24 protein-coding genes and 1 pseudogene are annotated in these 26,296 nt (G+C 68.1%); 15 read left to right on the top strand and 10 right to left on the bottom strand.

Going from position 1 to position 26,296, the window contains the following annotated elements; all coding sequences use genetic code 11:
- Positions 1 to 4: 4 nt before the first annotated feature.
- On the bottom strand, positions 5 to 1,318 hold the full coding sequence (locus tag BGI51_RS06180) for an MFS transporter (RefSeq protein ID WP_187980600.1): 1,314 nt from the start codon (positions 1,316 to 1,318) through the stop codon (positions 5 to 7).
- 481 nt (positions 1,319 to 1,799) lie between these two features.
- Between BGI51_RS06180 and BGI51_RS06185 the strand changes: the two genes are divergently transcribed.
- Positions 1,800 to 2,201: an acyl-CoA thioesterase gene (locus BGI51_RS06185; protein WP_026083995.1), complete on the top strand. Its 402-nt coding sequence runs from the start codon at positions 1,800 to 1,802 to the stop codon at positions 2,199 to 2,201.
- 8 nt (positions 2,202 to 2,209) lie between these two features.
- On the opposite strand, the gene BGI51_RS06190 is transcribed toward BGI51_RS06185, so the two are convergent.
- A complete protein-coding gene (locus BGI51_RS06190; protein WP_252977217.1) occupies positions 2,210 to 3,418 on the bottom strand; it encodes an aldose 1-epimerase family protein in 1,209 nt (402 codons plus the stop codon).
- 233 nt (positions 3,419 to 3,651) lie between these two features.
- Here BGI51_RS06190 and BGI51_RS06195 point away from each other — a divergent pair, with 233 nt between their 5' ends.
- A complete protein-coding gene (locus BGI51_RS06195) occupies positions 3,652 to 4,089 on the top strand; it encodes a hypothetical protein (protein WP_017642352.1) in 438 nt (145 codons plus the stop codon).
- Between the two features lie 44 nt (positions 4,090 to 4,133).
- Here BGI51_RS06195 and BGI51_RS06200 read toward each other — a convergent pair whose 3' ends face one another.
- The 7 genes from BGI51_RS06200 to BGI51_RS06230 form a co-directional block, all read right to left on the bottom strand.
- Entirely contained in the window at positions 4,134 to 5,534 is a 1,401-nt protein-coding gene (locus BGI51_RS06200; RefSeq protein WP_064309180.1) for a sugar porter family MFS transporter, read from the bottom strand.
- Between the two features lie 109 nt (positions 5,535 to 5,643).
- A complete protein-coding gene (locus BGI51_RS06205) occupies positions 5,644 to 6,696 on the bottom strand; it encodes an SMP-30/gluconolactonase/LRE family protein (protein WP_133860030.1) in 1,053 nt (350 codons plus the stop codon).
- A gap of 104 nt (positions 6,697 to 6,800) precedes the next feature.
- Entirely contained in the window at positions 6,801 to 8,126 is a 1,326-nt protein-coding gene (locus BGI51_RS06210; protein ID WP_187980601.1) for an MFS transporter, read from the bottom strand.
- Between the two features lie 394 nt (positions 8,127 to 8,520).
- Positions 8,521 to 9,669, bottom strand: a complete 1,149-nt coding sequence (gene dgoD, locus BGI51_RS06215; RefSeq protein WP_187980602.1) for a galactonate dehydratase — start codon at positions 9,667 to 9,669, stop codon at positions 8,521 to 8,523.
- Between the two features lie 120 nt (positions 9,670 to 9,789).
- On the bottom strand, positions 9,790 to 10,416 hold the full coding sequence (locus BGI51_RS06220; protein ID WP_187980603.1) for a 2-dehydro-3-deoxy-6-phosphogalactonate aldolase: 627 nt from the start codon (positions 10,414 to 10,416) through the stop codon (positions 9,790 to 9,792).
- The gene (locus BGI51_RS06225; protein ID WP_187980604.1) at positions 10,409 to 11,362 is read right to left on the bottom strand and encodes a 2-dehydro-3-deoxygalactonokinase; all 954 of its coding nucleotides are present in this window, start codon (positions 11,360 to 11,362) and stop codon (positions 10,409 to 10,411) included. The genes BGI51_RS06220 and BGI51_RS06225 overlap by 8 nt, the downstream gene beginning before the upstream one ends.
- Positions 11,359 to 12,153: an IclR family transcriptional regulator gene (locus BGI51_RS06230; protein WP_187980605.1), complete on the bottom strand. Its 795-nt coding sequence runs from the start codon at positions 12,151 to 12,153 to the stop codon at positions 11,359 to 11,361. Before BGI51_RS06230 ends, BGI51_RS06225 begins: the two co-directional genes overlap by 4 nt.
- A gap of 159 nt (positions 12,154 to 12,312) precedes the next feature.
- Between BGI51_RS06230 and phoB the strand changes: the two genes are divergently transcribed.
- Genes phoB through BGI51_RS06245 form a run of 3 tightly spaced genes read left to right on the top strand, consistent with a single transcriptional unit; the run spans position 12,313 to position 16,141 of the window.
- The gene (gene phoB / locus BGI51_RS06235) at positions 12,313 to 13,002 is read left to right on the top strand and encodes a phosphate regulon transcriptional regulator PhoB (RefSeq protein WP_133860036.1); all 690 of its coding nucleotides are present in this window, start codon (positions 12,313 to 12,315) and stop codon (positions 13,000 to 13,002) included.
- 18 nt (positions 13,003 to 13,020) lie between these two features.
- Positions 13,021 to 14,334 (top strand): phosphate regulon sensor histidine kinase PhoR, encoded by a 1,314-nt coding sequence (gene phoR / locus BGI51_RS06240; RefSeq protein ID WP_187980606.1) that lies wholly within the window; start codon positions 13,021 to 13,023, stop codon positions 14,332 to 14,334.
- Positions 14,335 to 14,389: 55 nt separating this feature from the next.
- Positions 14,390 to 16,141, top strand: a complete 1,752-nt coding sequence (locus tag BGI51_RS06245; RefSeq protein WP_187980607.1) for a sensor histidine kinase — start codon at positions 14,390 to 14,392, stop codon at positions 16,139 to 16,141.
- On the opposite strand, the gene BGI51_RS06250 is transcribed toward BGI51_RS06245, so the two are convergent.
- On the bottom strand, positions 16,138 to 16,359 hold the full coding sequence (locus tag BGI51_RS06250) for a hypothetical protein (RefSeq protein WP_187980608.1): 222 nt from the start codon (positions 16,357 to 16,359) through the stop codon (positions 16,138 to 16,140). The genes BGI51_RS06245 and BGI51_RS06250 overlap by 4 nt on opposite strands.
- Positions 16,360 to 16,490: 131 nt before the next feature.
- Here BGI51_RS06250 and BGI51_RS06255 point away from each other — a divergent pair, with 131 nt between their 5' ends.
- The 10 genes and pseudogenes from BGI51_RS06255 (at position 16,491) to BGI51_RS06300 (ending at position 26,141) form a co-directional block, all read left to right on the top strand.
- Entirely contained in the window at positions 16,491 to 17,165 is a 675-nt protein-coding gene (locus tag BGI51_RS06255) for a thermostable hemolysin (protein ID WP_187980609.1), read from the top strand.
- Positions 17,155 to 18,633: an AMP-binding protein gene (locus BGI51_RS06260; protein WP_187980610.1), complete on the top strand. Its 1,479-nt coding sequence runs from the start codon at positions 17,155 to 17,157 to the stop codon at positions 18,631 to 18,633. The genes BGI51_RS06255 and BGI51_RS06260 overlap by 11 nt, the downstream gene beginning before the upstream one ends.
- Positions 18,630 to 19,310: a TenA family transcriptional regulator gene (locus tag BGI51_RS06265; protein WP_187980611.1), complete on the top strand. Its 681-nt coding sequence runs from the start codon at positions 18,630 to 18,632 to the stop codon at positions 19,308 to 19,310. The genes BGI51_RS06260 and BGI51_RS06265 overlap by 4 nt, the downstream gene beginning before the upstream one ends.
- Positions 19,297 to 20,106, top strand: coding sequence for an SDR family oxidoreductase (locus BGI51_RS06270; RefSeq protein ID WP_187980612.1), 810 nt, complete (start codon positions 19,297 to 19,299; stop codon positions 20,104 to 20,106). The genes BGI51_RS06265 and BGI51_RS06270 overlap by 14 nt, the downstream gene beginning before the upstream one ends.
- Complete coding sequence (locus BGI51_RS06275; RefSeq protein ID WP_187980613.1) at positions 20,103 to 20,750, top strand: tetratricopeptide repeat protein; 648 nt, start codon at positions 20,103 to 20,105, stop codon at positions 20,748 to 20,750. The genes BGI51_RS06270 and BGI51_RS06275 overlap by 4 nt, the downstream gene beginning before the upstream one ends.
- A gap of 10 nt (positions 20,751 to 20,760) precedes the next feature.
- Positions 20,761 to 21,420, top strand: coding sequence for a response regulator transcription factor (locus BGI51_RS06280; protein ID WP_027597373.1), 660 nt, complete (start codon positions 20,761 to 20,763; stop codon positions 21,418 to 21,420).
- A pseudogene (locus tag BGI51_RS06285) lies at positions 21,417 to 22,789 on the top strand (sensor histidine kinase). Before BGI51_RS06280 ends, BGI51_RS06285 begins: the two are co-directional and overlap by 4 nt.
- Before the next feature lie 64 nt (positions 22,790 to 22,853).
- Positions 22,854 to 24,179 (top strand): sigma-54-dependent transcriptional regulator, encoded by a 1,326-nt coding sequence (locus tag BGI51_RS06290; RefSeq protein WP_187980614.1) that lies wholly within the window; start codon positions 22,854 to 22,856, stop codon positions 24,177 to 24,179.
- 170 nt (positions 24,180 to 24,349) lie between these two features.
- On the top strand, positions 24,350 to 25,657 hold the full coding sequence (locus BGI51_RS06295) for an MFS transporter (RefSeq protein WP_007159929.1): 1,308 nt from the start codon (positions 24,350 to 24,352) through the stop codon (positions 25,655 to 25,657).
- Positions 25,658 to 25,832: 175 nt separating this feature from the next.
- The gene (locus BGI51_RS06300) at positions 25,833 to 26,141 is read left to right on the top strand and encodes a hypothetical protein (protein WP_158895215.1); all 309 of its coding nucleotides are present in this window, start codon (positions 25,833 to 25,835) and stop codon (positions 26,139 to 26,141) included.
- The last annotated feature ends 155 nt before the right edge of the window (positions 26,142 to 26,296 follow it).

The raw sequence follows: 26,296 nt of genomic DNA on the forward strand, positions 1-26,296 counted from the left end.
GGGGTCAGGCGGGCGCCAGGGCTGCGGCGCGGCGCTCGCGGCTGAGCAGGTAGCAGCCGATACCCACGCCCAGCAGGGCCAGCCCCATGACGTACCAGGCCGGGCCCAGCGGATGCTCCTTGAGCATCAGGGTGACGACCATGGGCGTCAGGCCGCCGAAGATGGCGTAGGCGACGTTGTAGGAGAACGACAGCCCCGAGAAGCGCACCTTGGGCGGAAAGGCCAGCACCATCACCCGCGGCACGCCGCCGATAACGCCGACCGCCGCACCGGCAAAGGCATAGAGCGGGAACAGCCATTCCGGATGGACCTTCAGACCGGCATAGAGCGACCAGCTGGCCAGCGCCAGGATCAGCCCGCCGACGATGAACACCGGACCGCTGCCGAAGCGATCGGACAGGGCGCCGGAAACGATGCAGCCCAGGGTCAGGAAAACGATGGCCAGACTGTTGGCCTTGAGCGCCATGGCGGCGGAGAAGCCGTACTGGGTCTGCAGCAGGGTCGGGGTCATGAGGATGACCACCACGATGCCGGCGGTGAGCATCCAGGTCAGCAGCATGGACAGGATCACGCTGCTGCGATGGTCGCGCAGCACCGCCTTGAGCGGCACTTCCTCGGCCAGCGACTTGTGGATCGCCAATTCGGCGAACACCGGCGTCTCGTGCAGCCAGCGGCGCAGGTAGACCGAGAACAGGCCGAAGACACCGCCGATGATGAAGGGGAAGCGCCAGGCGTAGTCGGCCACCTCCAGCGGAGTGAAGACGGTATTGATCAGGGTCGCCATCAGCGAGCCGAGCAGAATGCCGAAGGTGAGGCCGGCGGTCAGGGTGCCGCAGGCATAGCCGACGTGCTTGCCGGGGACGTGTTCCGAGACGAACACCCAGGCACCGGGCACCTCGCCGCCGATGGCCGCGCCCTGGATGATGCGCAGCACCAGCAGCAGGATCGGCGCGGCCACGCCGATCTGGGCGTAGGTGGGCATCAGGCCCATGCCCAGGGTCGGCAGCGCCATCATGAAGATGCTCAGAGTGAACATCTTCTTGCGCCCGAGCAGGTCACCGAAGTGGGCCATGATGATGCCGCCCAGCGGGCGTGCCAGGTAACCCGCGGCGAAGATGCCGAAGGTCTGCATCTGCCGCAGCCAGTCGGGCATGTCGGCGGGAAAGAACAGCTTCCCCACCACGGCGGCGAAGAAGACGAAGATGACGAAGTCGTAGAACTCCAGCGCACCGCCCAGGGCGGACAGCGAGAGGGTCTTGTAGTCGTTGCGGCCCAGAGGGCGCGACGTGAGCGGCGCGGAGGCGGATTGCAGTTTCATCGAGGATCCCGGACAAGAGAGGAGCGCAAAGGAAATTCGGCCTCTGGCATCCCTCCGGGTGTAGCGGACAAGACGCGGCCCCGAGTGACCGTCCGCCTGGGGCGGCTGGCAGGGATCGGGCGGGTCGCCGGATGGGCGCCGGACCTGCACCGCGCCGCCTGCGCTCTTGTGGAGCACGGCAGCAGCAGGTCTACCGATCATTACCTGATCATCGGACGTGCACGACCCTCTGGATTGCCTGGCCGTGCACGGTCTCCACGATAGCAAATCTGCAAGGAATTTCCGCTATTCATTCAGTGCCCATTCAGGGCTCATCTGCCGAGCCATGACTGTTCCATGCTGGTGCAAAAGCGGTCGAGCCGCCCTGCCCCAGGCGTTATACTGTAGCCCCCTAACGATCTCCCCAGAGAGATTGGCAGCATTCTTGCGTGCAGATGCTGAACGTTACCTACCTATCCGGGCTCCCGAGGGCCCTGTCATGATCGAAGAGCTCGAACAAGAAGATCCCATCCCCCAGGGCGACCTGGCCATGCAGATCACCGCTCTGCCCCGCGAGACCAACGGCTTCGGCGACATCTACGGCGGCTGGCTGGTGGCCCAGATGGACCTGGCCGGCAGCGCCATGGCCAGTCGCCTGGCGGCTGGCCGCGTGGCCACGGTGGCCATCGACCGCATGGCCTTCATGACGCCGGTGCCCGTGGGCGCACAGCTCTCCTTCTATACCAACACCCTGGAGGTGGGCCGCAGCTCCATCCAGATCCTCATCGAGGTCTGGAGCGACGATCCGCTGTCCAGCGAATGGAGCAAGGTGACCGAGGCGGTGTTCGTCTTTGTCGCCATCGATGGCAGCGGTCGCACCCGGCCGTTGCCCGCGCGGCGCTAGCCCTACCGCTAGGGCTCCTGGGCCAGCGGCGCCTCCCGCACCCTAGTCGGCCGTCCGTGGCGAATGCCTTCGACCTGCGCCAACGCCTGCCGGACCTCGGCGGCGGTGGCCAGCAACCGATAATCGAGGGTGAAGTCGCGCGTGCCGCCGGCTTCGATCCGCGGCACCAGCCCCAGCGCCCGCTGCTGGCCGCGGTTGTAGGAAAAGCTGGTGCCCGGTTCCAAGCCGGTGACATAGCCCTGGGCCGTGGCATCGGTGTTCTTCCACAGGGTGAAGACCGGCAGCTCCCGCACATTGAAGGCCAGCGCCACGCCCTGGTGGGCACTGCGATCGTGCAGCACCGCCAGGCTGCGCCCCTGATCGTCGCCCCAGGGATAGAGGTTGTAGACCGTCTCGCCATAGCCCGGCGTGGGCGCGCGATAGGCCTGCCATTCCCCCAGCTCCTGGCGTGCCCGCGCATCGAAGGGTGACACCTCCCGCACCGGAGCGGCGAACCGGGAGCCCTCGCCGAGCAGCGGCGGACCGAAGTTGCTGTGATAGAGCACCTGGTACTCGGCGGTATGCGCCCCCTGGTTGGTCAGGCGGTCGTGCAGGGTGAAACCGGTGGCCCCCGCGTGGGTAACCAGTTCGGTGTCGATGCGGAAGTTGGCCTGCTTGAAGGCCTCTTCGTGCAGCACGCCCCTGAGGCTGATGCGGTGCGGCGGCTGTTCGTCGATGGTCAGCACCACCTGGCTGGCCGGCAGGTAGCTGGCCCGACCATGCAGGGTCAGCAGTTGCCCCCGGTCCAGGCCCGGATGGCCGACCCACTCGAAACCGGCACGCGCCACCAGTTCGTTGAAGCCTTCCAGCCAGCCCAGGCCATTGCGGCTTTCCAGATTGACGAAGGCCGGATTGACCACCTCGCGTACCGGGGAATCCCAGCCCAGTCGCAGGGTGCCGGCCTGGGCGCGCAAGACGTTCATGCCGCGGGTCGCCACCACGGTGAGTTGCATAGCGCCGGTATCGATCTCGATCAGCACCGAGCCCTCCTGGCGCCCGCCACTCAGGCGGTGCATGCCGACGGTAAAGACCAGGCCATCGCGCAGACCCAGGCGATCGCTGCTGATGCTCCAGTTCTGCACCGGCTTGTCGGGGGCGATGAGGGTGTATTCCCAGGCCGAGACGCTGGCACTGGCAAGAAACAGGAGACAGCCAGACAACAGACGAGCGCGGATCATGGAGTCCCCCCTGGCAGCGCGATCGTCTTGAGTCTAGACCAGCTCGCGCCAGGCTGCAGACCCTGTTCCAGACGCCATCAAAGGTGCGAGACCCGCTCTTCGCGTATAGGTTTGTTCAGGGAAATCAAAGGATTGGGTAAAGACAACCTTTACCATTCAAACGACCGTTCGGTACTTGCCAGGGCAGCGATTTTTGCCGAGGATCGGCTCGTCTCTACCACGGAGTGGACTCCATGAAACCTTCAGCCCTGTTCTTGTTGCTTGCCCTGGCGGGCGTTGCCCCGGCTTATGCGGGCAATACCGAAGCCGGACTCGGCGGCGCCGTGGGTGGTGTGCTCGGTACTCTGGTCGGCCAGCAGGTCGGCGGCAGTACCGGTGCGGCCATCGGTGCCGGCGTGGGCGGTGCAGCAGGTGGTGTACTGGGCGCTGACCGGCGCAATCGGACCGAGGCCGCCATCGGCGGCGGTCTGGGCGCGGCGGGCGGCAACGTGATCGGCAATAGAGTCGGTGGCAGCACCGGTGGCCTGGTGGGTGCGGCCCTGGGTGGCGGTGCCGGCAGTGCCCTGGGCAACAACCTGGGCGACAGCGGTCGCGACGATCGCCGCTATCGCGACCATCCCGGCAAGGGCTGGAAGCACGCCAAGCACAGACACAAGCACTGGGATCGCTAATAGAAACGCCCGGCATTGCCGGGCGTTTTTTATTACGCGCGAAGCTACTGACCGAGATCGCGCAGGCGCTTGCCCTGCATCAGATTGCGTTCGATGCGTTCCAGGGTGACACCCTTGGTTTCCGGTACCAGCAGGAACACCAGGAAGATGAACACCACGTTCAGTCCGGCATAGATCCAGAAGGTGGTGCCCTGCCCCAGGGTGCCCAGCATGGTCAGGAAGGTGGCGCCGACGATCATGTTGGCGATCCAGTTGGTGAAGGTGGAGCAGCCGATGCCGAAGTCGCGGCCCTTGAGCGGCTGGACTTCCGAGCACAGGGTCCAGATCAGCGGACCGGCCGACATGGCGAAGCCGACGATGAAGATCAGCAGCATGACCACGGTAAAGGTCTGCTGACCATGGCTCAGGTTGCCCATGCCGAGCATGGTGCCGACCACGCCCAGGCCCACGGCCATGACCACGAAACCGGTATAGAGGATGGGTTTGCGGCCCCACTTGTCGACCAGGAAGATGGCGATGAAGGTGGCCAGCACGTTGGTCAGACCGACCGCGGCGGTAAACCACATCTGGGCGGCGGTGTCGTAGCCCATGCCTTCGAAGATGCGCGGCGCGTAGTACATCACCACGTTCATGCCGGTGAACTGCTGCACCACCTGCAGGAGTACGCCCAGGCCTACCGAGCGGCGGAAGTTGGGATTCTCCTTAAACAGCGACCAGCCCTTTTGCGGGACCTTGAGCTGCTCTTCGATCTCGGCGACCTCCTGCTGGATGACCTTTTCGTCACCGCGCAGCCGGTGCAGGACCTTGATCGCTTCCTCGCGGCGACCCGCCATGATCAGCCAGCGCGGGCTGTCGGGCAGGGCGAAGACGCCGATCAGGAACAGCACCCCGGGGATGGCGATGATGCCGAGCATCCAGCGCCAGGCTTCGTAGTAGCTGAAGGCGGTGTTGGAGAGGAAGGCGAGCAGGATGCCGGCGGTGATCATCAGCTGGTACAGCGAGATCATCGAGCCACGGATGTTTTCCGGAGCCACCTCGGCCAGGTACAGCGGCGCGGTGAAGGAGGCGATGCCGATGGCCAGGCCGAGCAGGAAGCGGGCGAAGATCAGCATGGTCGGCGAGGTGGCCAGGCCACAGAGGATCGAGCCGATCACGAACAGCACGGCGCCCAGCATCAGCGACTTTTTGCGACCCAGCTTGGCCGACAGCGAGCCGGCGCCGAGGGCGCCCAGGGCGGCACCGGCCATCATGCTGGAGACGATCCATTCGATCACCTGGTCGGAGATCTGGAATTCCTGCTGGATGAATTTGGTGGCGCCGGAAATGACGCCGATGTCGAGGCCGAACATCAGACCGGCCAGGGCGGCCATCAGGCAGGCGAAGATCGCCTTAGGCTGGGCCTTTTCGGTGACGTGACCGTCGGCATTGGTAGTGGTGTTGCTCATGACTGAGGCTCCTCGCTCGCCTTGTGGGCGATCTTGTTGTCGCGGGTCGTTCCGTATCCGCTTGTTACAGACCTGTCCAACGACCCTTGGTTCGGCCGGTGAGAGGCCCTTACCAGAGCCGCGCGGGCTGGGCGTTCACATAGGTGGCATAGAGCGAACCGCCGCCGGTGATGAACAGGCGATTGCCCTTGAGGCCGCCGAATTCGACGTTGGAGACGGTTTCCGGCAGGTGCAGGGTGGCCAGCGGCTGACCGCTCGGATTGAAGACCCGCACGCTGTTCTGCTCGGCCGAGCCGGCCCAGCTGCACCAGAGATTGCCGTCGCTGTCGACGCGGAAACCGTCGATCACGCCCTGCTCCTTGGCATCGATCAGCACCTCGCCGCCGCTCAAGGTGCCGTCATCCTTCAGCGTGAAGGCACGCAGGTGGTTGGGCTTGCCGGGATTGCCGCCGCCAGCGGTGTCGCTGATGTAGAGCCGCTTGCCGTCGGGGGCGAAGGCCAGGCCATTGGGGCGGCCGAAATCCCCCGCCGCCACCGTGGCCTTGCCCTGGGGATCGATGCGATAGACGTTGGTGGGCAGCTCGAATTCGGCCTTGTGGCCCTCGTAGGCGCCGAGGATGCCGTAGCCCGGATCGGTGAACCAGATGGCGCCATCGGCGCCGACCACCACGTCGTTTGGGGCGTTCAGCGGCTTGCCGTCGAAGCGGTCGAGCAGCACCGTGACGCTGCCGTTCAACTCGCGGCGAGTGACGCGGCGGCTGTCGTGCTCGCAGCTGATCAACCGGCCCTCGCGATCACGGGTATGGCCATTGGCGTTGTGGGACTGGTCGTCATAGACGCTGACATGGCCGTCGTCGGCGCTCCAGCGCATCACCCGGGCATTGGGGATGTCGCTGAACAGCAGGCAGCGCCAGTCGGCCATCCATACCGGCCCTTCGGTCCAGAGACCGCCGGACCACAGCCGCTCGACGAAGGCATTGCCCAGGCGGCCCTTGAAGGCCTGGTCGTGGATCTCCCAGGCGGGATCGGGCATGACAATGGGCGGCTTGCCTTCCCAGTTGCGGGTGAGACCAAACTTGTCGTCGGCCAGGGCGCGACTGGCGACCAGACCGGCCGAGGCGGCCAGGGACACGCCAAGAAAGGTGCGGCGGGCGAGAGGCATGAGGAGACTCCTTTGTTGTCGTTATGGGTCCGGCAAGGCCGGTGGCAGAGCGCCTCCGCATCCAGGACGGGAGGCGCCTCCTGCGAGCGCTTCTTTAGTCGCCCTTATTCGGGCAGACGTTCCACCTTGCCCACCACCAGACCGTAGCAGAGGGCGCCGATCAGCGCGGTCACGCCGATGAAGGCGATGGCCGGGGCGAAGCTGCCGTCCTTGACCAGGAAGCCGATGACGATGGGCACGCAGATGGCCGAGAGGTTGCCGATGAAGTTGAACATCCCGCCGGTGAGGCCGATCAGTCGCTCCGGCGCCATGGCCGAGACCATCGACCAGGTGATGGAGGCCAGGCCGTTGCCGAAGAAGGCCAGCGCCAGGCAGGCGATGATCAAGGCGGGCGAGTCGACGAAGTTGGCGCCGACGATGCTGGTGGAGATCAGCAGGCCGCCAATGATCGGCAGTTTGCGCGCCAGGCCCACGGAGGCGCCGCGGCGGACCAGCCAGTCCGACAGCAGGCCCGAGCAGATCACCCCGAGGAAGGCGGCCAGGAACGGCAGCGAGGCGAGAAAGCCGGCCTTGATAAAGTCCATGCCGCGGTATTTCACCAGGTAGGTAGGGAACCAGGTGAGGAAGAACCAGAGGGTGGAGTTGAGGCAGAACTGGCCGATGTAGATGCCCCAGAGCTTGCGCTTGTTGAGCACGCTCCAGAGGTCACGCCATTGGAAGGCGGCGCGGCTGCGATTCTTCTGCTCCAGATCGACCAGACCGCCACCTTCCTGGATCAGCGTGACCTCGGCGGCGTTGGCGCCGCGGAAATCCTTGGGTTCGCGATAGATCCCGTACCAGATGACCGCCCAGAGGAGGCCGACGCCGCCGGTGACGACAAAGACCATGTGCCAGCCAAAGGTCTGCTGCAGGTAGATCAGCACCGGGGTGAGGAAGGCCAGGCCGACGAACTGGCCGGAGGTGTAGAAGCCGATGGCGGTGGCCCGCTCGCGCTCGGGAAACCAGGTGGTGACCACCCGGTTGTTGATCGGATAGGCCGGTGCCTCCAGGGCGCCCACGGCGAGCCGCAGGATGATCAGGCCGATGAAGCTGCCGACGAAACCCAGGCCGATGGTGGCCAGCGACCAGAGCGCGATGGCCACCGGATAGAGGATGCGCGGGGCGACCTTGTCCACCAGCCAGCCCCCGGGGATCTGCATGGCGGCGTAGGTCCAGCCGAAGGCCGAGAGGATCAGCCCCATCTGCACCGGCTCGATGCCCAGGTCCTGCGCCAGGTGCGGCGCGGCGATGGAGAGGTTGCTGCGGTCGAGGTAGTTGATCACCACGGTGACGAACAGCAGCGTCATGATGAAGAAGCGCGCCCGGCTAGGCTTGGCCAGGGTCGGCGCGGCCGCGGCGGCCGCCGGGGAGGCGTGGGTGGGGGTTGGCATGGCTCGGGTCCTGTAATTGACGTTGTGGCGAGCGTTGTTGCGGTCTGGGGTTCAGGGCGCCGCGGCGGCCCTCACCCTGGCCCTCTCCCAAGGGGAGAGGGAATGGTCGGTGCGGTAGTCGAGGCAGGTGCTTCCGCTCTTGCTCCCTCTCCCACAGCGAGAGGGGACGGTCAGTGCGAGCGTCGGGGCCGTAGCTCCTGCTCTTGCCCCCTCTCCCTTGGGGAGAGGGCTGGGTGAGGGAGCAGCGGCGCCAATCTTCGAAAGCAACGCGTCGCGAGCGCAGGCGGAGCAAGGCGAAAGCCGGTGAGAAAGCGGAGTGCACATCGAGTGCATGAGCATTTCGAACCGGCTTTCAACGCCGCTCCGGCAAGCGCAGCAGCGTTGAATCGAAGATTTACCACTCGGCGAAACTGCCATCCTTGTGCCGCCAGATCGGATTGCGCCAGCGATGGCCGACGGCGGCCTGTTCCTTGACGAATTCCTCGTTGACCTCGACGCCCAGCCCCGGCCCCTGAGGGATCTTCACGTGGCCATCGGCGTAGTCGAACACCTCGGGATTCTTGATGTAGTCCAGCAGGTCGTTGCCCTGGTTGTAGTGGATGCCCAGGCTCTGCTCCTGGATGAAGGCGTTGTAGCAGTTGGCATCCAGCTGCAGGTTGACCGCCAGGGCGATGGGGCCGAGCGGGCAATGCAAGGCGATGGCCACGTCATAGGCCTCGGCCATGTTGGCGATCTTGCGCGTCTCGGTGATGCCGCCGGCATGGGACGGATCGGGCTGCAGGATGTCGACGTAGCCTTCCTGGAGGATGCGCTTGAAGTCCCAGCGCGAATACAGTCGCTCGCCCAGGGCGATGGGCGTGTTGCTCATCAGGGCGATCTCCTTGAGCGCCTCATGGTGCTCGCTGAGCACCGGCTCCTCGATGAACATCAGGCGGAACTGCTCCAGCTCCTTCACCAGCACCTTGGCCATGGGCTTGTGCACCCGGCCATGGAAGTCCACGCCGATGCCAAAGTGCGGTCCGCAGGCGTCGCGGATGGCGGCGACATTGGCGATCACCTGGTCGACCTTGTCGTAGGTGTCGACGAACTGCATCTCTTCGCTGGCGTTCATCTTGATGGCGGTGAACCCCTTGGCCTGGCGCTCCAGGGCCTGGGCCGCGGTCTCCGCCGGGCGGTCGCCACCGATCCAGGAATAGACGCGGATGCTGTCGCGCACCTGGCCGCCGAGCAATTCGTGCACCGGGACGCCCAGGGCCTTGCCCTTGATGTCCCACAGCGCCTGGTCGATGCCGGCCAGGGCGCTCATGTGGATGCCGCCGCCGCGATAGAAGCCGCCGCGGTAGAGCACCGTCCAGTGGTCTTCGATGTTGCGCGGGTCCTTGCCGATCAGGTAGTCGGCCAGTTCCTCGACCGCCGCCGCCACGCTGTGGGCGCGGCCTTCCAGCACGGGTTCGCCCCAGCCGTGGATGCCCTCGTCGGTCTCGATTTTGAGAAAGCACCAGCGCGGCGGGACGACATAGGTAGTGAGTTTGGTGATTTTCATGGTGTGGAAATCTCGACAGTAATTATTGGAATCGAGGGATTGAACAGCTCGCGGTCATGGCGGTTCGCCGCTGCGAACGCTCCTACAGGCTCTTGTAGGAGCGGTCCATGACCGCGAGCTTTAAGCGTTCTTTACCGCCTGCCACCCCGCTGCGAAGGCCTGGGCATTGGCGCTGACCTGGGCGGCGTTCAGGCCCGGCTTGTACAGCGCCGAGCCGAGGCCGAAGCCGTTGGCGCCGGCGGCCACGTAGGGGCCCATGTTGTCCGGGGTGATGCCGCCCACCGGCAAGAGCGCCAGCGCCTTGGGAAACACCGCGCGCCAGGCCTTGACCACCGCCGGGCCGAGTTGCTCGGCGGGAAACAGCTTGAGGCTGTCGGCGCCGGCGTCGAGGGCGGCGAAACCTTCCGAGGGGGTGGCCACGCCCGGGGCACTGACCAGGCCGGCAGCCTTGCTGGCACGGATCACCGCCGGGTTGGCGTTGGGCGAGACGATCAGCCGGCCACCGGCGGCGTCCACCTCGGCCACCTGGGCCTCGGTGAGCACGGTGCCGGCGCCGATCAGGCAGCTTTCGCCCAGCTCGGCGGTCAGTCGGCGGATGCTCTCGTAGGGCTGCGGCGAGTTGAGCGGGATCTCGATGACGCGAAAGCCGGCGTCGTACAGGGCACGGCCGACAGCGACGATCTCGTCCGGGGTGACGCCGCGCAGGATGGCGATCAGCGGCAGGTCCTTGAGATAGGGTTCAAGCATGGGAGTCTCCAGTGATGGGGAGCAGGCCGGCGGCCTGGGCCAGGCGCCAGAGCCCGGCCCGGGTGGCCTGCTCCAGCAGGCGGACCTGGTGGATATCGAACAGCGCCAGGGCGTCGCGATAGCGCTGGCAGAGCGTCGCGTCGCCGATCAGCACCAGGGGTGGGCAGGGGGCGCCGGCAAGGGCGGCGACCTGGCTGCGCAGCTCTTCGCCGATCAGCAGGCCGGACAGGTAGTCGAGGCTGTGCGCCGCGCCCAGTTCGCCGGCCAGCACCCGGCTGCGAGCGGTGAAGAGGCGGCCGAACAGGCCCTCGGCCCCGGCATCGCGGGCGGTGACCAGGCCCAGGCGGAAGGCTTCGGCGCTGGCCTCGGGACCGGCTTCGGCAGCCGGACGCCCGAGGATGGAATGCTCGCGCAGGACGGCGAACAGCTCGCCGGTCATGTAGGTGGCGAAGTCGGTCAGGCGACCGTCACGCACCCGCACCCACTTGCTGTGGGTGCCGGGCAATACCAGCAGGGCTTCGGCGGCCAGGTCCGGCTCCAGTTCGAGGGCGCCGAACACCTGGGTTTCCTCGCCGCGCAGGACGTTGGGCAAGGCGCCGCGCTGCATCACCCCGGGGACCAGATGAAGCTCGCCGCAACCGGTGTCCAGGCGCAGCAGGCCGGCGGCCAGGCTGTGGACGTCGGCCGGGCAGTCGGCATAGGGCACCTCGCGCCAGCCACCGCGGCTGCCGACCATGCCGCAGGCGATGGCGGGCAGGTTTGGCCGGGCCTCGCGCCAGTCGCCCACCAGGGTGCGATAGGCCGCGGCGAAGTCGCCATCCGGCACATGCATGATGCCCCAGGGGCGGCTGCGGGTTTCCAGCACGGCGCCCTGGGCGTCGAACAGCTGGGCCCGCAGGGACGAGGTGCCCCAGTCGAGGCCGATGAGGTGCGGGGTGGCGGTCATGCGGGACTCCAGCCGAGTTCGCGGGAAATGGCCCGGGCGCAGGCAGTGACCTCGGGCTGCAGTTCATGCAGCCGCGCCTCGGGCATGTAGGGGATGGCACTGGCCACGCTCAGGGCCGCGACGATGACGCCGTCGGCGCCGCGGATGGGTGCGGCCACGCAGCGGATGCCCAGTTCGTTCTCTTCCAGATCCAGGGCATAGCCCTCGGCGGCGTGGCGCCGCAGCCGCGCGCAATAGTCCGCCCAGGGCAGGAAGTCCTCGCGCAGGCCGGGCTGGCCGGTCCGCCGGGCCACGCCTTCGCCGTAGAGGGCTTCCCACTCGTTTTCGGCGAGATCGAGCATCAGCGCCTTGCCGACCCCGGTCAGCGCCAGCGGCATGCGCAGGCCGACCCGGGATCTCATCTCCAGCCCCCGGCTGCCCGGCAGCTTGTCGAGATAGAGCACGTCGCCACCCTCGCGCACGCCGAGGTGCACGGTGTCGCCACAGTGCTGGGCCAGGCGCTGCAGATGGGGCCGGGCCACACCGGTCAGCGGCAGTTGCTCACGGGCCTGGTAGCCGAGGGCGATGAGATGGCTGCCCAGGATCAGCCGCCCGCCGTCATGGCGCAGATAGCCGGCCTGGGTCAAGGCGGCGACCAGCCGATGGGTGGTGCTGCGGGTGCAGCCGATGGCGGCGCCGACCTGGGCCAGGCTGTCGGCCCCGGCGGCCACGGCTTCGAGCACGGCCAGGCCGCGAAACAGTGCCTGGGCCCCGCTGGGTGCTTCGCCCTTGTTGGAATTGTTGTCGTTCATGGCCTTCACTCTAGAAGCCTCGCGGGCAAATCTCAATATGTGATACGTCATCCCATATTGTGGGATATAAGTTAGATATGACAGCCTTGTCACATAGCTGCAATATTGGCGCTATCTAATGCACGGCACATTGCAAGGACTCGAGAGGCAGAGCGCTCCATGACGGGTAAATCCATCCTGATCGTCGACGATGAGGCGCCCATTCGCGAGATGATCGCCGTGGCCCTGGAAATGGCGGGCTATGAATGCCTGGAGGCGGACAACAGCAAGGACGCCCACGCCCTGATCGTCGATCGCAAGCCCGATCTCATCCTGCTCGACTGGATGCTGCCCGGCACCTCCGGCCTGGAACTGGCCCGCCGCCTCAAGCGCGACGAGCTGACCGACGCCATCCCCATCATCATGCTCACGGCCAAGGGCGACGAGGACAACAAGGTCCAGGGACTGGAAACCGGCGCCGACGACTACATCACCAAGCCCTTCTCGCCCCGCGAGCTGGTGGCGCGCCTGAAAGCCGTGCTGCGCCGCACCGGCCACATGGAGAGCGACGGTCCGCTGGAGGTCAACGGCCTGATCCTCGATCCGATCAGCCACCGGGTGACCATCGACGGCGCCCCCGCCGAGATGGGCCCCACCGAATACCGGCTGCTGCAGTTCTTCATGACCCACCAGGAACGCGCCTACACCCGTGGCCAACTGCTCGATCAGGTCTGGGGCGGCAACGTCTATGTCGAGGAGCGCACCGTGGACGTGCACATCCGCCGCCTGCGCAAGGCCCTCGGCGAGACCTACGAGAACCTGGTACAGACGGTGCGCGGCACCGGGTATCGCTTTTCCACCAAACTCTGACGCGGGATCACCGCCGCCGTGAACATCAACTGGCGCTCCCGTCTGGCCACCCAGCTGGCGACCGTGGTCGCCGGCTGCGCCCTGGCCGGCTGGCCGTTCGGCCATGTCGGCCTGGCGGTGGCCCTGGGACTGGCGGTCTATCTGGCGGTCACCCTCAGGCACCTGCTGCGCCTGCACGCCTGGCTGCTGAGCGAAGCCCCGGGCGCGCCGCCGGAGGCCGAGGGGCTATGGGGCGAGGTGCTCGACCGGCTCTATCGCCGCCAGCGCCACGAACAGCGTCAGCGCGAGGAACTGCTCGCCGTCATCGGCCGTGCCCAGGCCTCCACCGAGGCCCTGCGCGACGCCATCATCCTGGTGGATCGCCACGGCAACCTGGAGTGGTGGAATCGCGCCGCGGAAACCCTGCTCGGCCTGCGCCAGCCTCAGGACCTCGGCCAGCCCATCACCAACCTGGTGCGCCATCCGCGCTTTTCCGACTACTTTCTCGGCGGCGACTACGGTGAGCCGCTGGAACTGGCCTCGCCGCTCAACGACGATGAATACCTGCACATCCTGGTCACCCGCTTCGGCGAAGGCGATCGGCTGCTGCTGGTGCGCGACGTGACCCGCCTCCACCAGCTGGAACAGATGCGCAAGGATTTCGTCGCCAACGTCTCCCACGAGTTGCGCACCCCGCTGACGGTCATCACCGGCTACCTGGAGACCCTGCTGGACAATGCCGACCACGCCACTCCGCGCTGGCGGCGGGCGCTGGGGCAGATGCAGCAGCAGGCCGGACGCATGCAGCACACCATCGACGACCTGCTGCTGCTGGCACGCCTGGAAGCCACCGATTATCCCGCCGACAACCGCCCGGTGGGCCTGGAGCCGCTGCTCGCCTCCATCCTGCAGGATGGCCGTGCCCTGTCCGGCGCCGTGGGCCACCGCCTGAGCCTGGAGTGCGAACCGGGCCTGGCGCTGCTGGGCAGCGAGACCGAATTGCGCAGCTGCTTTTCCAACCTGGTGTTCAATGCCGTCAAGTACAGCCCCGAAGGCGGCGAGGTACGGGTGCGCGCCTGGCAGGACGCCGAGGGTGCCCACGTCGCGGTGCAGGACAACGGGCCCGGCATCGACGCCCGCCACCTACCGCGCCTGACCGAGCGCTTCTATCGCCTCGACGCCAGTCGCGCTTCCAGCACCGGCGGGACGGGCCTGGGCCTGGCCATCGTCAAGCACGTGCTGATCCGCCATCGCGGCGGCCTGGACATCCACAGCGTGCCCGGCGAAGGCAGCTGCTTCACCTGCGATTTCCAGCCCGAACAGATCGCCCAGCGCACCGCTGCCTCGGCCTGAGCCGTCCCCTCCCCGCCGTGCTATCGTCCGGCCATCCCGGTCACGGTCCCCTGTCATGCCTCCAGCCCTGCGCCTGCTGCCGGTCCTGCTGCTCGCCCTGCTCGGCTGCCTGCTGCTGGGCAGTCAGGCCTGGCACCGCGCCGAACAGGCGAGCCTGGCCGAGGCCAGTCTGCTCGGCCAGGAGCAGCTGCGCCTGCATGCCAGCGGCCTGCAGACCCTGATCGACCGCTTTCGCGCCCTGCCGACGGTGCTGGCCCAGGACCCGGAGCTGATCGCCGCGCTCACCACCCCGCCCGATGCCGCCGCCACCGAGCGCCTCAATCTCAAGCTGGAAAGACTCAATACCGCCGCCCAGTCCTCGACCCTGGAGCTGCTGGATCGCAGCGGCCTGGCCATCGGCGCCAGCAACTGGCGGCTGCCCACCAGCTATGTCGGCCACAACTACGGTTTCCGGCCCTATTTTCGCGAGACCCTCGCCGGCGGCAGCGGCCGCTTCTATGCCGTGGGGGTCACCACCGGCATTCCCGGCTATTTCCTCTCCCATGCGGTGCTGGACGCCCAGGGGCGCTTTCTCGGCGCGGTGGTGGTCAAGCTGGAATTCCCGGCCATCGAGGCCCGCTGGGGCGAGCATCCCGAGGTCCTACTGGTGAGCGATGCGCGCGGCGTGGTCTTTGCCGCCAATCGCCCGGCCTGGCGCTATCGCCTGCTGCGCGAGCTGACCCCGGCCGAGCGCGCCGAACTGGCCACCACCCGCCAGTACGACAGGCGCACCCTGCAACTCCTGCCCTATCGCCAGCAGCGGGTGCTCGGCGAGCAGCGCCAGGTGGCCCACATCGAGGCGCCCGAAGGCAGCGCCGACTACCTCTGGGACAGCCTGCCGCTGCCCAGCGAAGGCTGGACCCTGCACCTGCTGCGGCCCACCCGCGACCTGCAGGGTGGCGGCCCGGGCGCGGCGCTGGCCGCCGCCTGCGCCTGGCTGCTGCTGGTCTGCGCCGGTCTCCTGTGGGCGCAACGGCGCCGCCTGCAGCGCCTGCGCCAGCGCAGTCGCCTGGAGCTGGAGCAACTGGTGGAAGCCCGTACCGCGGAACTCCGCACCGCCCAGGACGGCCTGGTGCAGGCCGCCAAGCTGGCCGCCCTGGGGCAGATGTCGGCGGCCCTGGTGCACGAACTCAACCAGCCGCTCACCGCCCAGCGCATGCACCTGGCGAGTCTGCGCCTGCTGCTGGACCACGCTCGGCTGGACGAAGCCCGCGCCGCCCTGGAGCGCCTCGATGGTCTGCTGACCCGCATGAGCGGCCTCACCGCCCATCTCAAGACCTATGCGCGCAAGACCCCCGCCGGCCTGCGTGAACGGGTCGATCTGGCCCGGGTGGTGGACCAGGCGCTGGAATTGCTGGAGGCGCGCCGCGCCGAGCTGGCCGTGGAGCTGATCCTGGAGCTGCCGCGTCCGGCCTGGCTGCTGGGCGATCCCATCCGCCTGGAGCAGGTGCTGGTCAACCTGCTGCGCAACGCCCTGGACGCCGTGGCGGAGCGACCCCGACCGCAGGTCCGGGTCAGCCTCGCGCGCGAGGGCGAACACTGGTTGCTGGCGGTGGCCGACAACGGCGGCGGCATCGCCGCCGAGCACCTTGACCAGGTGTTCGATCCCTTCTTCACCACCAAGCCGGTCGGCGAAGGCCTCGGTCTGGGCCTGGCGGTGTCCTCGGCCATCGTCCAGGCCCAGGGCGGCAGCCTGACGGCCAGCAACGCTGTGGAGGGCGCGGTCTTCGCCTTGCGGCTGCCGGCCGCGCTGGCGTCAGCGGCCTAGCGCACGCAAAGCGTCACCAGCAGGGCGAAGCCCCAGCCGAGCAGCCCGGTCACCAGCAGGGGCGCCGCATCCCAGGGACCGCGGGTGGCATCCAGAAGCGGCAGGCCGACGCCACCGAGCAGGGCGCTGGCAAGGACGCCGGCGAGGATCCGGACCAGTGGCCAGTGGCTGTCGGCCGACTCCTCGGGAGCGGCAGCAAGGGTCTCTTCTTCGGACATGGCAGGGCTCCGCCAGGAAATACAGAGCGCGACCCTAGCCGGGCAACCTGAAGCTGCGATGAAGCGGCGCTTCAGATTGCCTTCAGCTTGACCGCCAAGACTGCATCTCGCATTCCCCTGGAGAGGTCGCGATGCTCGACGTGACTTGGCAGTCCCCGCAAGGTTTTACCCTGGCCGATCGCAGCGGTTCGCTGCTGGCCCGCCTGGAGCCGCTCGAGGCGCCCGGTCGCCAGACGACCGAGGCCTTCATCGGCGCCCGTTTCGCCCTGGAGCATGGCGCCCGCATCAGCCACTTCCTGCCGCTGCTGCTCGCCCTGCGCGATGCCGAAGGCGAGCTGCAGGCGGCGGTGGGCATCCGTCCCGCCCTCGACCAGCCGCTGTTTCTCGAACGCTATCTGCCGCAGCCGGTGGAGACCCACGTGGCGGCGGCGCTCGGCCGGCCGATCGATCGCGCGGAGGTGGTGGAGGTCGGCAATCTGGCGGCGCTGGGCCCTGGCCAGGCGCGTCTGCTGATCGTCGTCACCACCTGGCTGCTGGCCCGCAGCGGCCGGCGCTGGGTCACCTTCACCGGCCCCACCCGCCTGATCAACAGCTTTCATCGCCTTGGTCTGGCGCCCCAGGTACTGGGCGCGGCCGATCCGGCCTGCCTGGGCGCCGAACGCGAGAGCTGGGGCTCCTACTACGCCAACGATCCCCAGGTCTGCGCCGGCGACATCCACCAGGGCTATCACCAGCTGCTGCAGGCCGGCATCTTCGCCCGCCTGGGCCTTCCCACCCTTGGCGAGGAAGACTGCCATGTCGCCTGAAGCCCGCTCCGTCGTCGATTTCTTCACCACCCTGGAACGCCACGCCTGGCACGGCGACCGGCCGGCGCTGATCGGCAGTCACGAGACCTGGAGCTATGCCCGGTTGCTGCAGGAGGTCACCGCCCGCGCCGCCTGGCTGCGCGAGCACGAGATCCAGCGGCTGGCGCTGGACCTGCCCAACGGCCCCGAATTGCTGGCCTGGGACCTGGCCGCCCTGCGCGCCGGGCTGCCCTGCGTGACCCTGCCGGACTTCTTCAGTCCCGCGCAGCGTGCTCACGTCCTGCGCGACTGCGGCGCCGATCTCCTGCTGGGGCGCCCCGAGCGCACCGCGGAATGGGCCGCGGCAGGCTTCACCGCGGGCGCCGGCGGCTGGCAGCGGCCGGCCTCGGCCCGCGCCCCGTTGCCGGCGGACACCGCCAAGCTCACCTATACCTCCGGCACCACCGGCACGCCCAAGGGCGTCTGCCTCAAGGCCGGGCAACTGCTGCGGGTGGCTGCCAGCCTGGAAGCCGTTAGCCGACCGCTGATGCCCGAGCGCCATCAGGTGCTCCTGTCGCTGGGCATCCTGCTGGAAAATCTCGGGGTCTATGCCGCGCTGCTGGCCGGTGCCGAGGTGGTGGTGCTCAAGGGCACCGACCAGGGCGTCAGCGGTTCCGCCGGCATCGACTGGGCACAGCTGGCCGCCTGCCTGCAGCAGCGCCAGCCGCACAGCCTGATCCTCATGCCGCAGCTGTTGCAGGGACTTGTGGAACTGGGCGAGCGTGGCCTGCTGCGCCTGGACCCGCTGCGCTTCGCCGCCGTGGGTGGGGCGCCGCTGAGCGCGGCCCTGCTGACCCGCGCCAGCGCCCTGGGCCTGCCGGTGTTCCAGGGCTATGGCCTGTCGGAATGCGCCTCGGTGGTGGCCCTCAATCGCCCTGACGCCAACCGCCCGGGCAGCGTCGGCCAGCCCCTGCCCCACGTCCGCCTGCGCCTGGCCGCCGACGGCGAGGTGCTGGTCGGCGGCGTCGATTTCGCCGGCTACCTGGGCGAGCCCGGCAGCGCCACCGACGAGGTGGCCACCGGCGATCTCGGCGAATTCGACGCCGACGGCTACCTCTATCTGCGCGGGCGCAAGAAACACCAGTTCAGCCTGGCCTCGGGACGCAACGTCGACCCGGGCTGGATCGAGGCCGAACTCACCCAGGGCGGCCCCATCGCCCAGGCCTATGTCCAGGGCGAAGGCGCCCGGCACCTGGTGGCGCTGCTCTGGCCGCGCCAGCCGGACCTGCCCGACAGCTTTCTCGCCGATCAGGTCGCCTGCCTCAACCAGCGCCTGCCCGATTACGCCCGCATCGGCGCCTGGCGCCGCCTTGCCGAACCCTTCACCCCCGCCAACGGCCTGCTCACCGCGACCGGACGCCTTCGCCGCGACGCCATCCAGGCGCACCACGCGGCCCTGCTCTCGGACCTTCTGGAGATACAAGCATGAGTTTCTTCGCCACCCTGCAAGCCGAAACCGCCGCGGAACGCCAGGCGCTGTTCGAGGTGCCCATCATCCGTGCCGCCCTGAGCGGTGACGTCGCCCTGGAGAGCTATATCGCCTTTCTCGGCCAGGCCTATCACCACGTCCGCCACACCGCGCCGCTGATGATGGCCTGCGGCGCCCGCCTGCCGGCGCGGCTGGAATGGCTGCGCGGCGCGGTCTGCGAATACATCGAGGAGGAATACGGCCACGATCAGTGGATCCTCAATGACATCGCCGCCTGCGGAGGCGACGCCGAGGCCGTGCGCGCCAGCCGCCCCGAGTTGTCCATCGAGCTGATGGTGGCCTATCTCTACGACTTCATCGCCCGCGACAACCCGGTCGGCCTGTTCGGCATGGTCAATGTGCTCGAAGGCACCAGCATCGCCCTGGCCACCCAGGCGGCCGGCGCTATCCGCGGCCAGCTGGGCCTGCCGGCCACCGCCTTCAGCTACCTGGATTCCCACGGCAGCCTCGACCAGGAGCACATGGCGACCTATCGCCAGCTGATGGATCGCCTGGACGATCCGGCCGACCAGGCCGCGGTGATCCGCGTGTCCAAGGTGATCTATCGCCTCTATGCCGACATGTTCCGCGCCCTGCCCGGCGCCGGGCAACCGGAGCAGCGCCATGCAGCTGCCTGACTGCCGCATCCTGCTGACCGGGGCCAGCGGCGGCATCGGCCTGCCGCTGGTGGAACAACTCTGCGCCGGCGGCGCCCAGGTGCTGGCGGTGGCCCGTGACACCCGCGCCCTGCAACCCCTGGCCGAGCGCCTGGGCGGCCGGCTGCGCCTGCTCGACGCCGACCTCACCCGCCGCGCCGATCGCCAGGCGGTGCTGGCCGAGGCCAGTCGCGGCCAGGGTGTCAACGTGCTGCTCAACGCCGCCGGCAGCAACAGCTTCGCCCTGCTCGAAGCCCTCGACGAAGATGCCATCGACAACCTGCTGGCGATCAACATCGGCGCGGCCATCCAGCTGACCCGTCTGCTGCTGCCGCTGCTGCGCCGCCAGCCACGGGCGGTGATCGCCCATGTCGGCTCCACCCTGGGTTCCATCGGCTATCCCGGCTATGCGCCCTATTGCGCCAGCAAGTTCGCCCTGCGCGGCTTCACCCAGGCCCTGCGCCGGGAGCTGGCCGATACCCGCATCCGGGTGCTCTACGTGGCGCCCCGCGCCACCCGCACGGCGATGAACAGTCCGGCGGCCATGGCCGTGAACCAGGCGCTCAAGAGCCAGGTGGACGAACCCGCCATGGTCGCCGGCGCGGTGATCCGCGCACTGGTCGAGGATCGCCAGGAGCTTTATCTCGGCTGGCCGGAAAAGCTCTTCGTCCGTCTCAACGGCCTGCTGCCCGGCCTGGTGGATCGCGCCCTGCGCCGCCAGCTGCCGGTGATCCGCCGCTTCATCGATCCCGCCTTCGCTCCGGAGAAACACCCATGACGTCCCCACGCAAGGCCCTCGGCCTGCTGCTCGCCGCCCTGCTTGCCAGCCCCTTCGCCCTGGCCGACGATGGCCAGCGCCTGGCGCAGATCCAGCAGCGCTGGGCCGAGATCCAGTACCGCCTGCCCAGCACCGAAAAGCCCGCCGCCTTCGAACAGCTGGCCGGCGAGGCCCGCGCCTTCACCCAGGCCGCCCCCCAGTCGGCCCCGGCGCTGATCTGGCAGGGCATCGTGCTCAGCAGCTGGGCCGGCGCCCAGGGCGGACTGGGTGCGCTGCGCAAGGTCAAGGAAGCCCGCACCGACCTGGAACAGGCGCTCAAGCTCGATCCCACGGCGCTGCAGGGGTCCGCCTACACCAGTCTCGCCGCCCTCTACGACCGGGTTCCCGGCTGGCCGATCGCCTTCGGTGACGCCAGCGAAGCCGATCGTCTGCTGCAGCAGGCCCTCGCCCTCAACCCCAACGGTATCGATACCCTATACTTCTGGGGCGACCACCTGTATCGCCAGAAGCGCTATGCCGAAGCCCGCGCCGCCCTGCTCAAGGCGCAGCAGGCCGCGCCCCGCCCCGGACGCGAATTGGCCGACCAGGGACGGCGGGGCGAAATCGCCGCGCTACTCAAGGACGTCGACCAGAAGCTGAAGTGACGAGGCCCCCATGCGCGTGCTGCTGATCGAAGACGATCCCGACCTCGGCGAGGGCATCCGCACCAGTCTGCGGGAAGAGGGCTATACCCTGGACTGGCTCAAGGACGGCGAAAGCGCCGTCCACGCGCTGCGCGAAGAGGGCTTCGACCTGGTGGTGCTGGATCTCGGCCTGCCGCGCCTGGACGGCATCCAGGTGCTGCGCCAGAGCCGCGCCAACGGCCTGACCACCCCGGTGCTGATCCTCACCGCCCGCGACGACACCGAAGACCGGGTCGCCGGCCTCGACGCCGGTGCCGACGACTACCTGGTCAAGCCCTTCGACATCAAGGAACTCAAGGCCCGCCTGCGCGCCCTCCTGCGGCGGCGCAACGGCCCCTCGCAGATCCAGCTCGAAGGTGGCGGCATCGCCCTCGACCCGGCCACCCGCCGGGTCACCTTCGACGGTCAGCCGGTCAACCTCACCCCGCGCGAATACCAGCTGCTGCACGAATTGCTGGCCAATCCGGGCAAGATCTTCAGCCGCGATCGCCTCATGGGGCTGCTCTACGGCTGGGACGAGGGGGTGGAAAGCAACACCCTGGAAGTCCACATCTACAACCTGCGCAAGAAGTTGCGCGCCGACCTGATCCGCACGGTCAGGGGCATCGGTTACCGCCTCGAGTGCCCATGACCTCCATCCGCCGCCGCACCGTCGGCCTGGTGCTCTCGCTGCTGCTGATCGGCACCCTGCTGATCGCCCTGACCAACGTCCACGACAGCCAGCGCGAGATCGGCGAGATCTACGATGCCCAGCTGGCCCAGAGCGCGCGCATCCTGCAGGGCATGCTGCGCGCCGCGCCCCGCGGCGAAGGCCGTCTGGCGCTGCACGCCAGTGTCACCCAGGCCCTGGCCGAAGCCACCGACAGCCCCTATGGCCACAGATACGAGGCCAAGATGGCCTTCCAGGCCTGGAACGCGCGCGGCGACCCCCTGATGCGCTCGCCCAGCGCGCCCATCTTCATCATGCCGACGACCCCGGGTTTCACCGAGCAGACCCTGGAGGGCGAGGCCTGGTATGGCTTTCTGCTGCCCGACCCCGAGCACGACCTGATGCTCTGGGTCGGCGAGCGCGAAGAAGTCCGCGCCGATCTGGTCCGCCGCATCCTGCGCCATACCCTCACCCCGCACCTGATCGGCCTGGTGCTGCTGTCGCTGCTGGCCTGGCTGGCCATCGGCTGGGGCCTGCGGCCGCTGCGGCGCATGGCCGGGCTGATCCGCCACCGCGATCCGGAATCCCTGCAACCGCTGCAGCTCGATCCGCTGCCGCGCGAACTGGAACCCATGCAGGCCGCGCTCAATCGCCTGCTGCTGCAGATCGAACAACTGCTGCAGCGCGAACGCCGCTTCATCGCCGACGCCGCCCACGAACTGCGCACGCCCCTGGCGGTGCTGCGCCTGCATGCGCAGAACGCCCTGTCCGCGCAGACCGCGGCGGCCCGCGACGAGGCGCTGAAATTCGTCGTCAGCGGCACCGATCGGCTGACCCGGGTGGTCAACCAGCTGCTGATCCTGGCCCGGCTGGAACCTCGGCCGAGCTGGAGCGCCGAGCAGCGCTTCGACCTGCGCACCGCCCTCAGTGCCACCCTGGAGGAGCTGGGCCCCTGGATTCTCGACAAGGGCCTGGACCTCAGCCTCGACGCCGAAGCCAGCCAGGCACAGGTCCACGGCGACAGCGCCATGCTGGGCATCGCCCTGCAGAATCTGCTGACCAACGCGGTCAATGTCTCGCCCCCGGCGGCGAGATCCGCGTCCGGCTGGAGATCAGCGCCGGCTGGGCCGAGATCCAGATCCTCGACCAGGGCCCCGGCATTCCAGTGGAGATCCTGCCGCGGCTGTTCGAACGCTTCTACAGCAGCGGGGCGGCCAACGGCGCCGGCCTGGGGCTGTCCATCGTCCAGACCGTCGCCCAGCACCTGGGCGGACGCATCGAACTGGGCAACCGTCCCGAAGGCGGCGCCTGCGCCCGTCTGGGTCTGCCGGTGCTGCCGGGCCCCGGCTAGGGACTCGACCACTCGCCAGCCTTAGGGCAAGGTAGCGGCGCACCGGCCGCGAGAGGACGCCCCCATGCAAGCCCAGGTCTATCTGGTCGACGACGAAGCCAGCATCCGCGAAGCGGTGCGCCAGTGGCTGGAGCTGTCGGGGCATCAGGTACGGCTGTTCGCCCGCGCCGAGGACTGCCTGGTGGCCGTGACGCCGGATTTCGCCGGCGTGGTGGTCAGCGACGTGCGCATGCCCGGCATGGACGGCCTGGCCCTGCTGGACCGGCTGCAGGCGCTGGATCCCGACCTGCCGGTGATCCTGCTCACCGCCCACGGCGACGTCGCCCTGGCGGTCAGCGCCATGCGTCAGGGCGCCTACGATTTCCTGGAAAAGCCCTTCAGCCCCGAGGCACTGCTCGGCGATCTCGGCCGCGCCCTGGAAAAGCGCCGGCTGGTGCTGGAGAACCGCCAGCTGCACCGCCGGGTCGACGACCAGAGCGCCCTCGCCCGTCGGCTGCTCGGCGTCTCGCCCGGCATCGTCCGCCTGCGCCAGCAGATCCTCGACCTGGCACCGACCCCGGTCAACGTGCTCTTGCGCGGCGAGACCGGCAGCGGCAAGGAACTGGTCGCCCGTTGCCTGCACGACTTCGGTCCTCGGGCCGGCAAGGCCTTCGTCGCGCTCAATTGCGCGGCCATCCCCGAGCAGCTGTTCGAGAGCGAATTGTTCGGCCACGAGAGCGGCGCCTTCACCGGTGCCCAGGGCAAGCGCATCGGCAAGCTGGAATACGCCAACGGCGGCACCCTGTTTCTCGACGAGATCGAGAGCATGCCCCTGGCGCAGCAGGTCAAGCTCTTGCGGGTGTTGCAGGAGCAGCGCCTGGAGCGCCTCGGCTCCAACCAGAGCATCGCCCTGGACCTGCGCATCGTCGCCGCCACCAAGCCGGATCTGCTGGAAGAGGCGCGCGCCGGGCGCTTTCGCGAAGACCTGGCCTATCGCCTCAATGTCGCCGAACTGCACCTGCCGCCGCTGCGGGCGCGACGCGAAGACATCCCGCTGCTGTTCGATCACTTCCTCGCCGAGGCCGGCGCCCGCCTGGGGCGCCCGGTCACCCCGCCCGGCGCGGCGCGGCTGGCCCAGCTGCTGGGTCACGGCTGGCCGGGCAACGTCCGGGAACTGGCCAACGCCGCCGAACGCGAGGTGCTCGGCCTGGGCACGCCGGCCGCGGCCCAGGGCCATTCCCTGGCCGATCAGTTGGAAGCCTTCGAGGCCCAGTGCCTGCGCGCCGCCCTGGCCCGCCACGGCGGCGAGATCAAGGCGGTGATGGACGAGTTGCAGCTGCCGCGGCGCACCCTCAACGAGAAGATGCAACGCCATGGCCTGGTGCGCGCCGACTTTCGCGACGACGACTGAGGCGCCATCGGCGGAAATCCGCTCATTGCCCACCGGCTTTCGGCGATCTTTCGCCGATCCGCCCCGGCAAAACCCAGTCAGAATGCGGCTTCGCGACCTGGCACGCGCCCTGCTATAGCCCTTGTCGACGCCCCGAGCGCCCTAATAACAACGACAAGAGGAACACCCCTGTGGATAGCACCGCTACCCTCGCGGCCGGCCAGACCGCGCCCAAGACCACCTCGCAGCGCATCAAGTCCATCTTCAGCGGTTCCGTCGGCAACCTGGTCGAATGGTACGACTGGTACGTCTACGCCGCCTTCTCGCTGTATTTCGCCAAGGCCTTCTTTCCCAAGGGCGACCAGACCGCCCAGCTGCTCAACGTGGCCGCCATCTTTGCCGTGGGCTTTCTCATGCGCCCCATCGGCGGCTGGCTGATGGGCCTCTATGCCGACAAGGCCGGCCGCAAGTCCGCGCTGATGGTCTCGGTGATCATGATGTGCGCCGGCTCCTTGATCATCGCCCTCACCCCCAGCTACACCACCATCGGTGTCGCCGCCCCCATCATGCTGGTGCTGGCGCGGCTGCTGCAGGGCCTCTCGGTGGGCGGTGAATACGGCACCTCCGCCACCTACCTGAGCGAGATGGCGACCAAGGAAAGCCGTGGCTTCTACTCCAGCTTCCAGTACGTCACCCTGATCTCCGGCCAGCTGCTGGCCCTGGCCACCCTGATCGTGCTGCAGCAGACCCTGACCGTCGAACAGCTGGAGAGCTGGGGCTGGCGCATTCCCTTCCTGATCGGCGCCGCCTGCGCCGTGACCGCGCTCTACCTGCGCCGCGGCATGGAAGAGACCAGCTCCTTCAAGAAGGCCGAGAAGCCCAAGGAATCCCTGATGCGCACCCTGGCGCGCCATCCCAAGGAATTCCTCACCGTGGTCGGCCTGACCATGGGTGGCACCCTGGCCTTCTACACCTACACCACCTACATGCAGAAGTACCTGGTCAACTCGGTGGGCATGAGCAAGACCGACGCCACCTCCATCTCGGCGGCGACGCTGTTCCTGTTCATGCTGCTGCAGCCCGTCGTCGGCGCCCTCTCCGATCGTGTCGGCCGGCGCCCGGTGCTGATCGCCTTCGGCGTGCTCGGCACCCTGTTCACCTATCCGATCCTCACCGCCCTGGGTAGCGTCACCAGCTGGTGGGGCGCCTTCGGCCTGATCATGGTGGCGCTTGTGATCGTTAGCTTCTACACCTCGATCAACGCCGTGGTGAAGGCCGAGCTGTTCCCCACCGAGATCCGCGCCCTGGGCGTCGGCCTGCCCTATGCCCTGACCGTGTCCATCTTCGGCGGCACCGCCGAATACCTGGCGCTGTGGTTCAAGAGCATCGGCATGGAAAGCGGCTACTACTGGTACGTGACCGGCTGCATCGCCTGCTCGCTGCTGGTCTACGTCTTCATGAAGGACACCCGCGATCACTCGCGCATCGTCCACGAATAACCGCTCGTCCCTGGGTGCGGGCCTCTCGGTCATTAGATTTGGCCGTCCGGCCCGCACCCCTTTGCCTGGGCTTTGGGGCACGCCATCGTAGCGCCACCGGCAGCGCTCACAACGGTCATTTCGCTGGCCGCTGTGGCGAGTTCGCCCCCTCCTCCCAAGCCCCGGTTACACACTCATGGAAATCGACTACGGTCCCAGCTACGCCAAACTGGGTATCCAGTTTCAATACCAGTGGAGCAGCCTGCTGCGCGATGCCCTGAAGAAACACGGCATCACCGACGCCCAGGCCAAGGCCATCTGCGGCGACTTCGCCTTCGATCTCTCCAAGCTCATCGACGAAGCCGAAATCAAGGCCGACGGCCTCTCCTATCGCCCGGTGATCGCCTTCACCGAGGACGAGGAAACCCTGCTGGTGCAGTCCGCCGAATTCGATTACCACGAAGCGGCCTATGCCACTGCCGCGGCGGCGTTCGAGAAGAAATAAGACGCGGGCACGGGGCCTTGCGCCCTCACCCCAACCCTCTCCCCCAGGGAGAGGGGGTGGTCTGGAGCGGTGCAGGGCTTCTCCTCCAGACATGAGACTCAGTGTCGTTCCAGTGTTACTGCGATAGCGATTCGCGACGCCTGGCCCTGGCGCCC

Origin of the sequence: Pseudomonas oryzihabitans, from assembly GCF_014522265.1 — a bacterium.
In the GTDB taxonomy this organism is placed as follows: domain Bacteria; phylum Pseudomonadota; class Gammaproteobacteria; order Pseudomonadales; family Pseudomonadaceae; genus Chryseomonas; species Chryseomonas aestiva.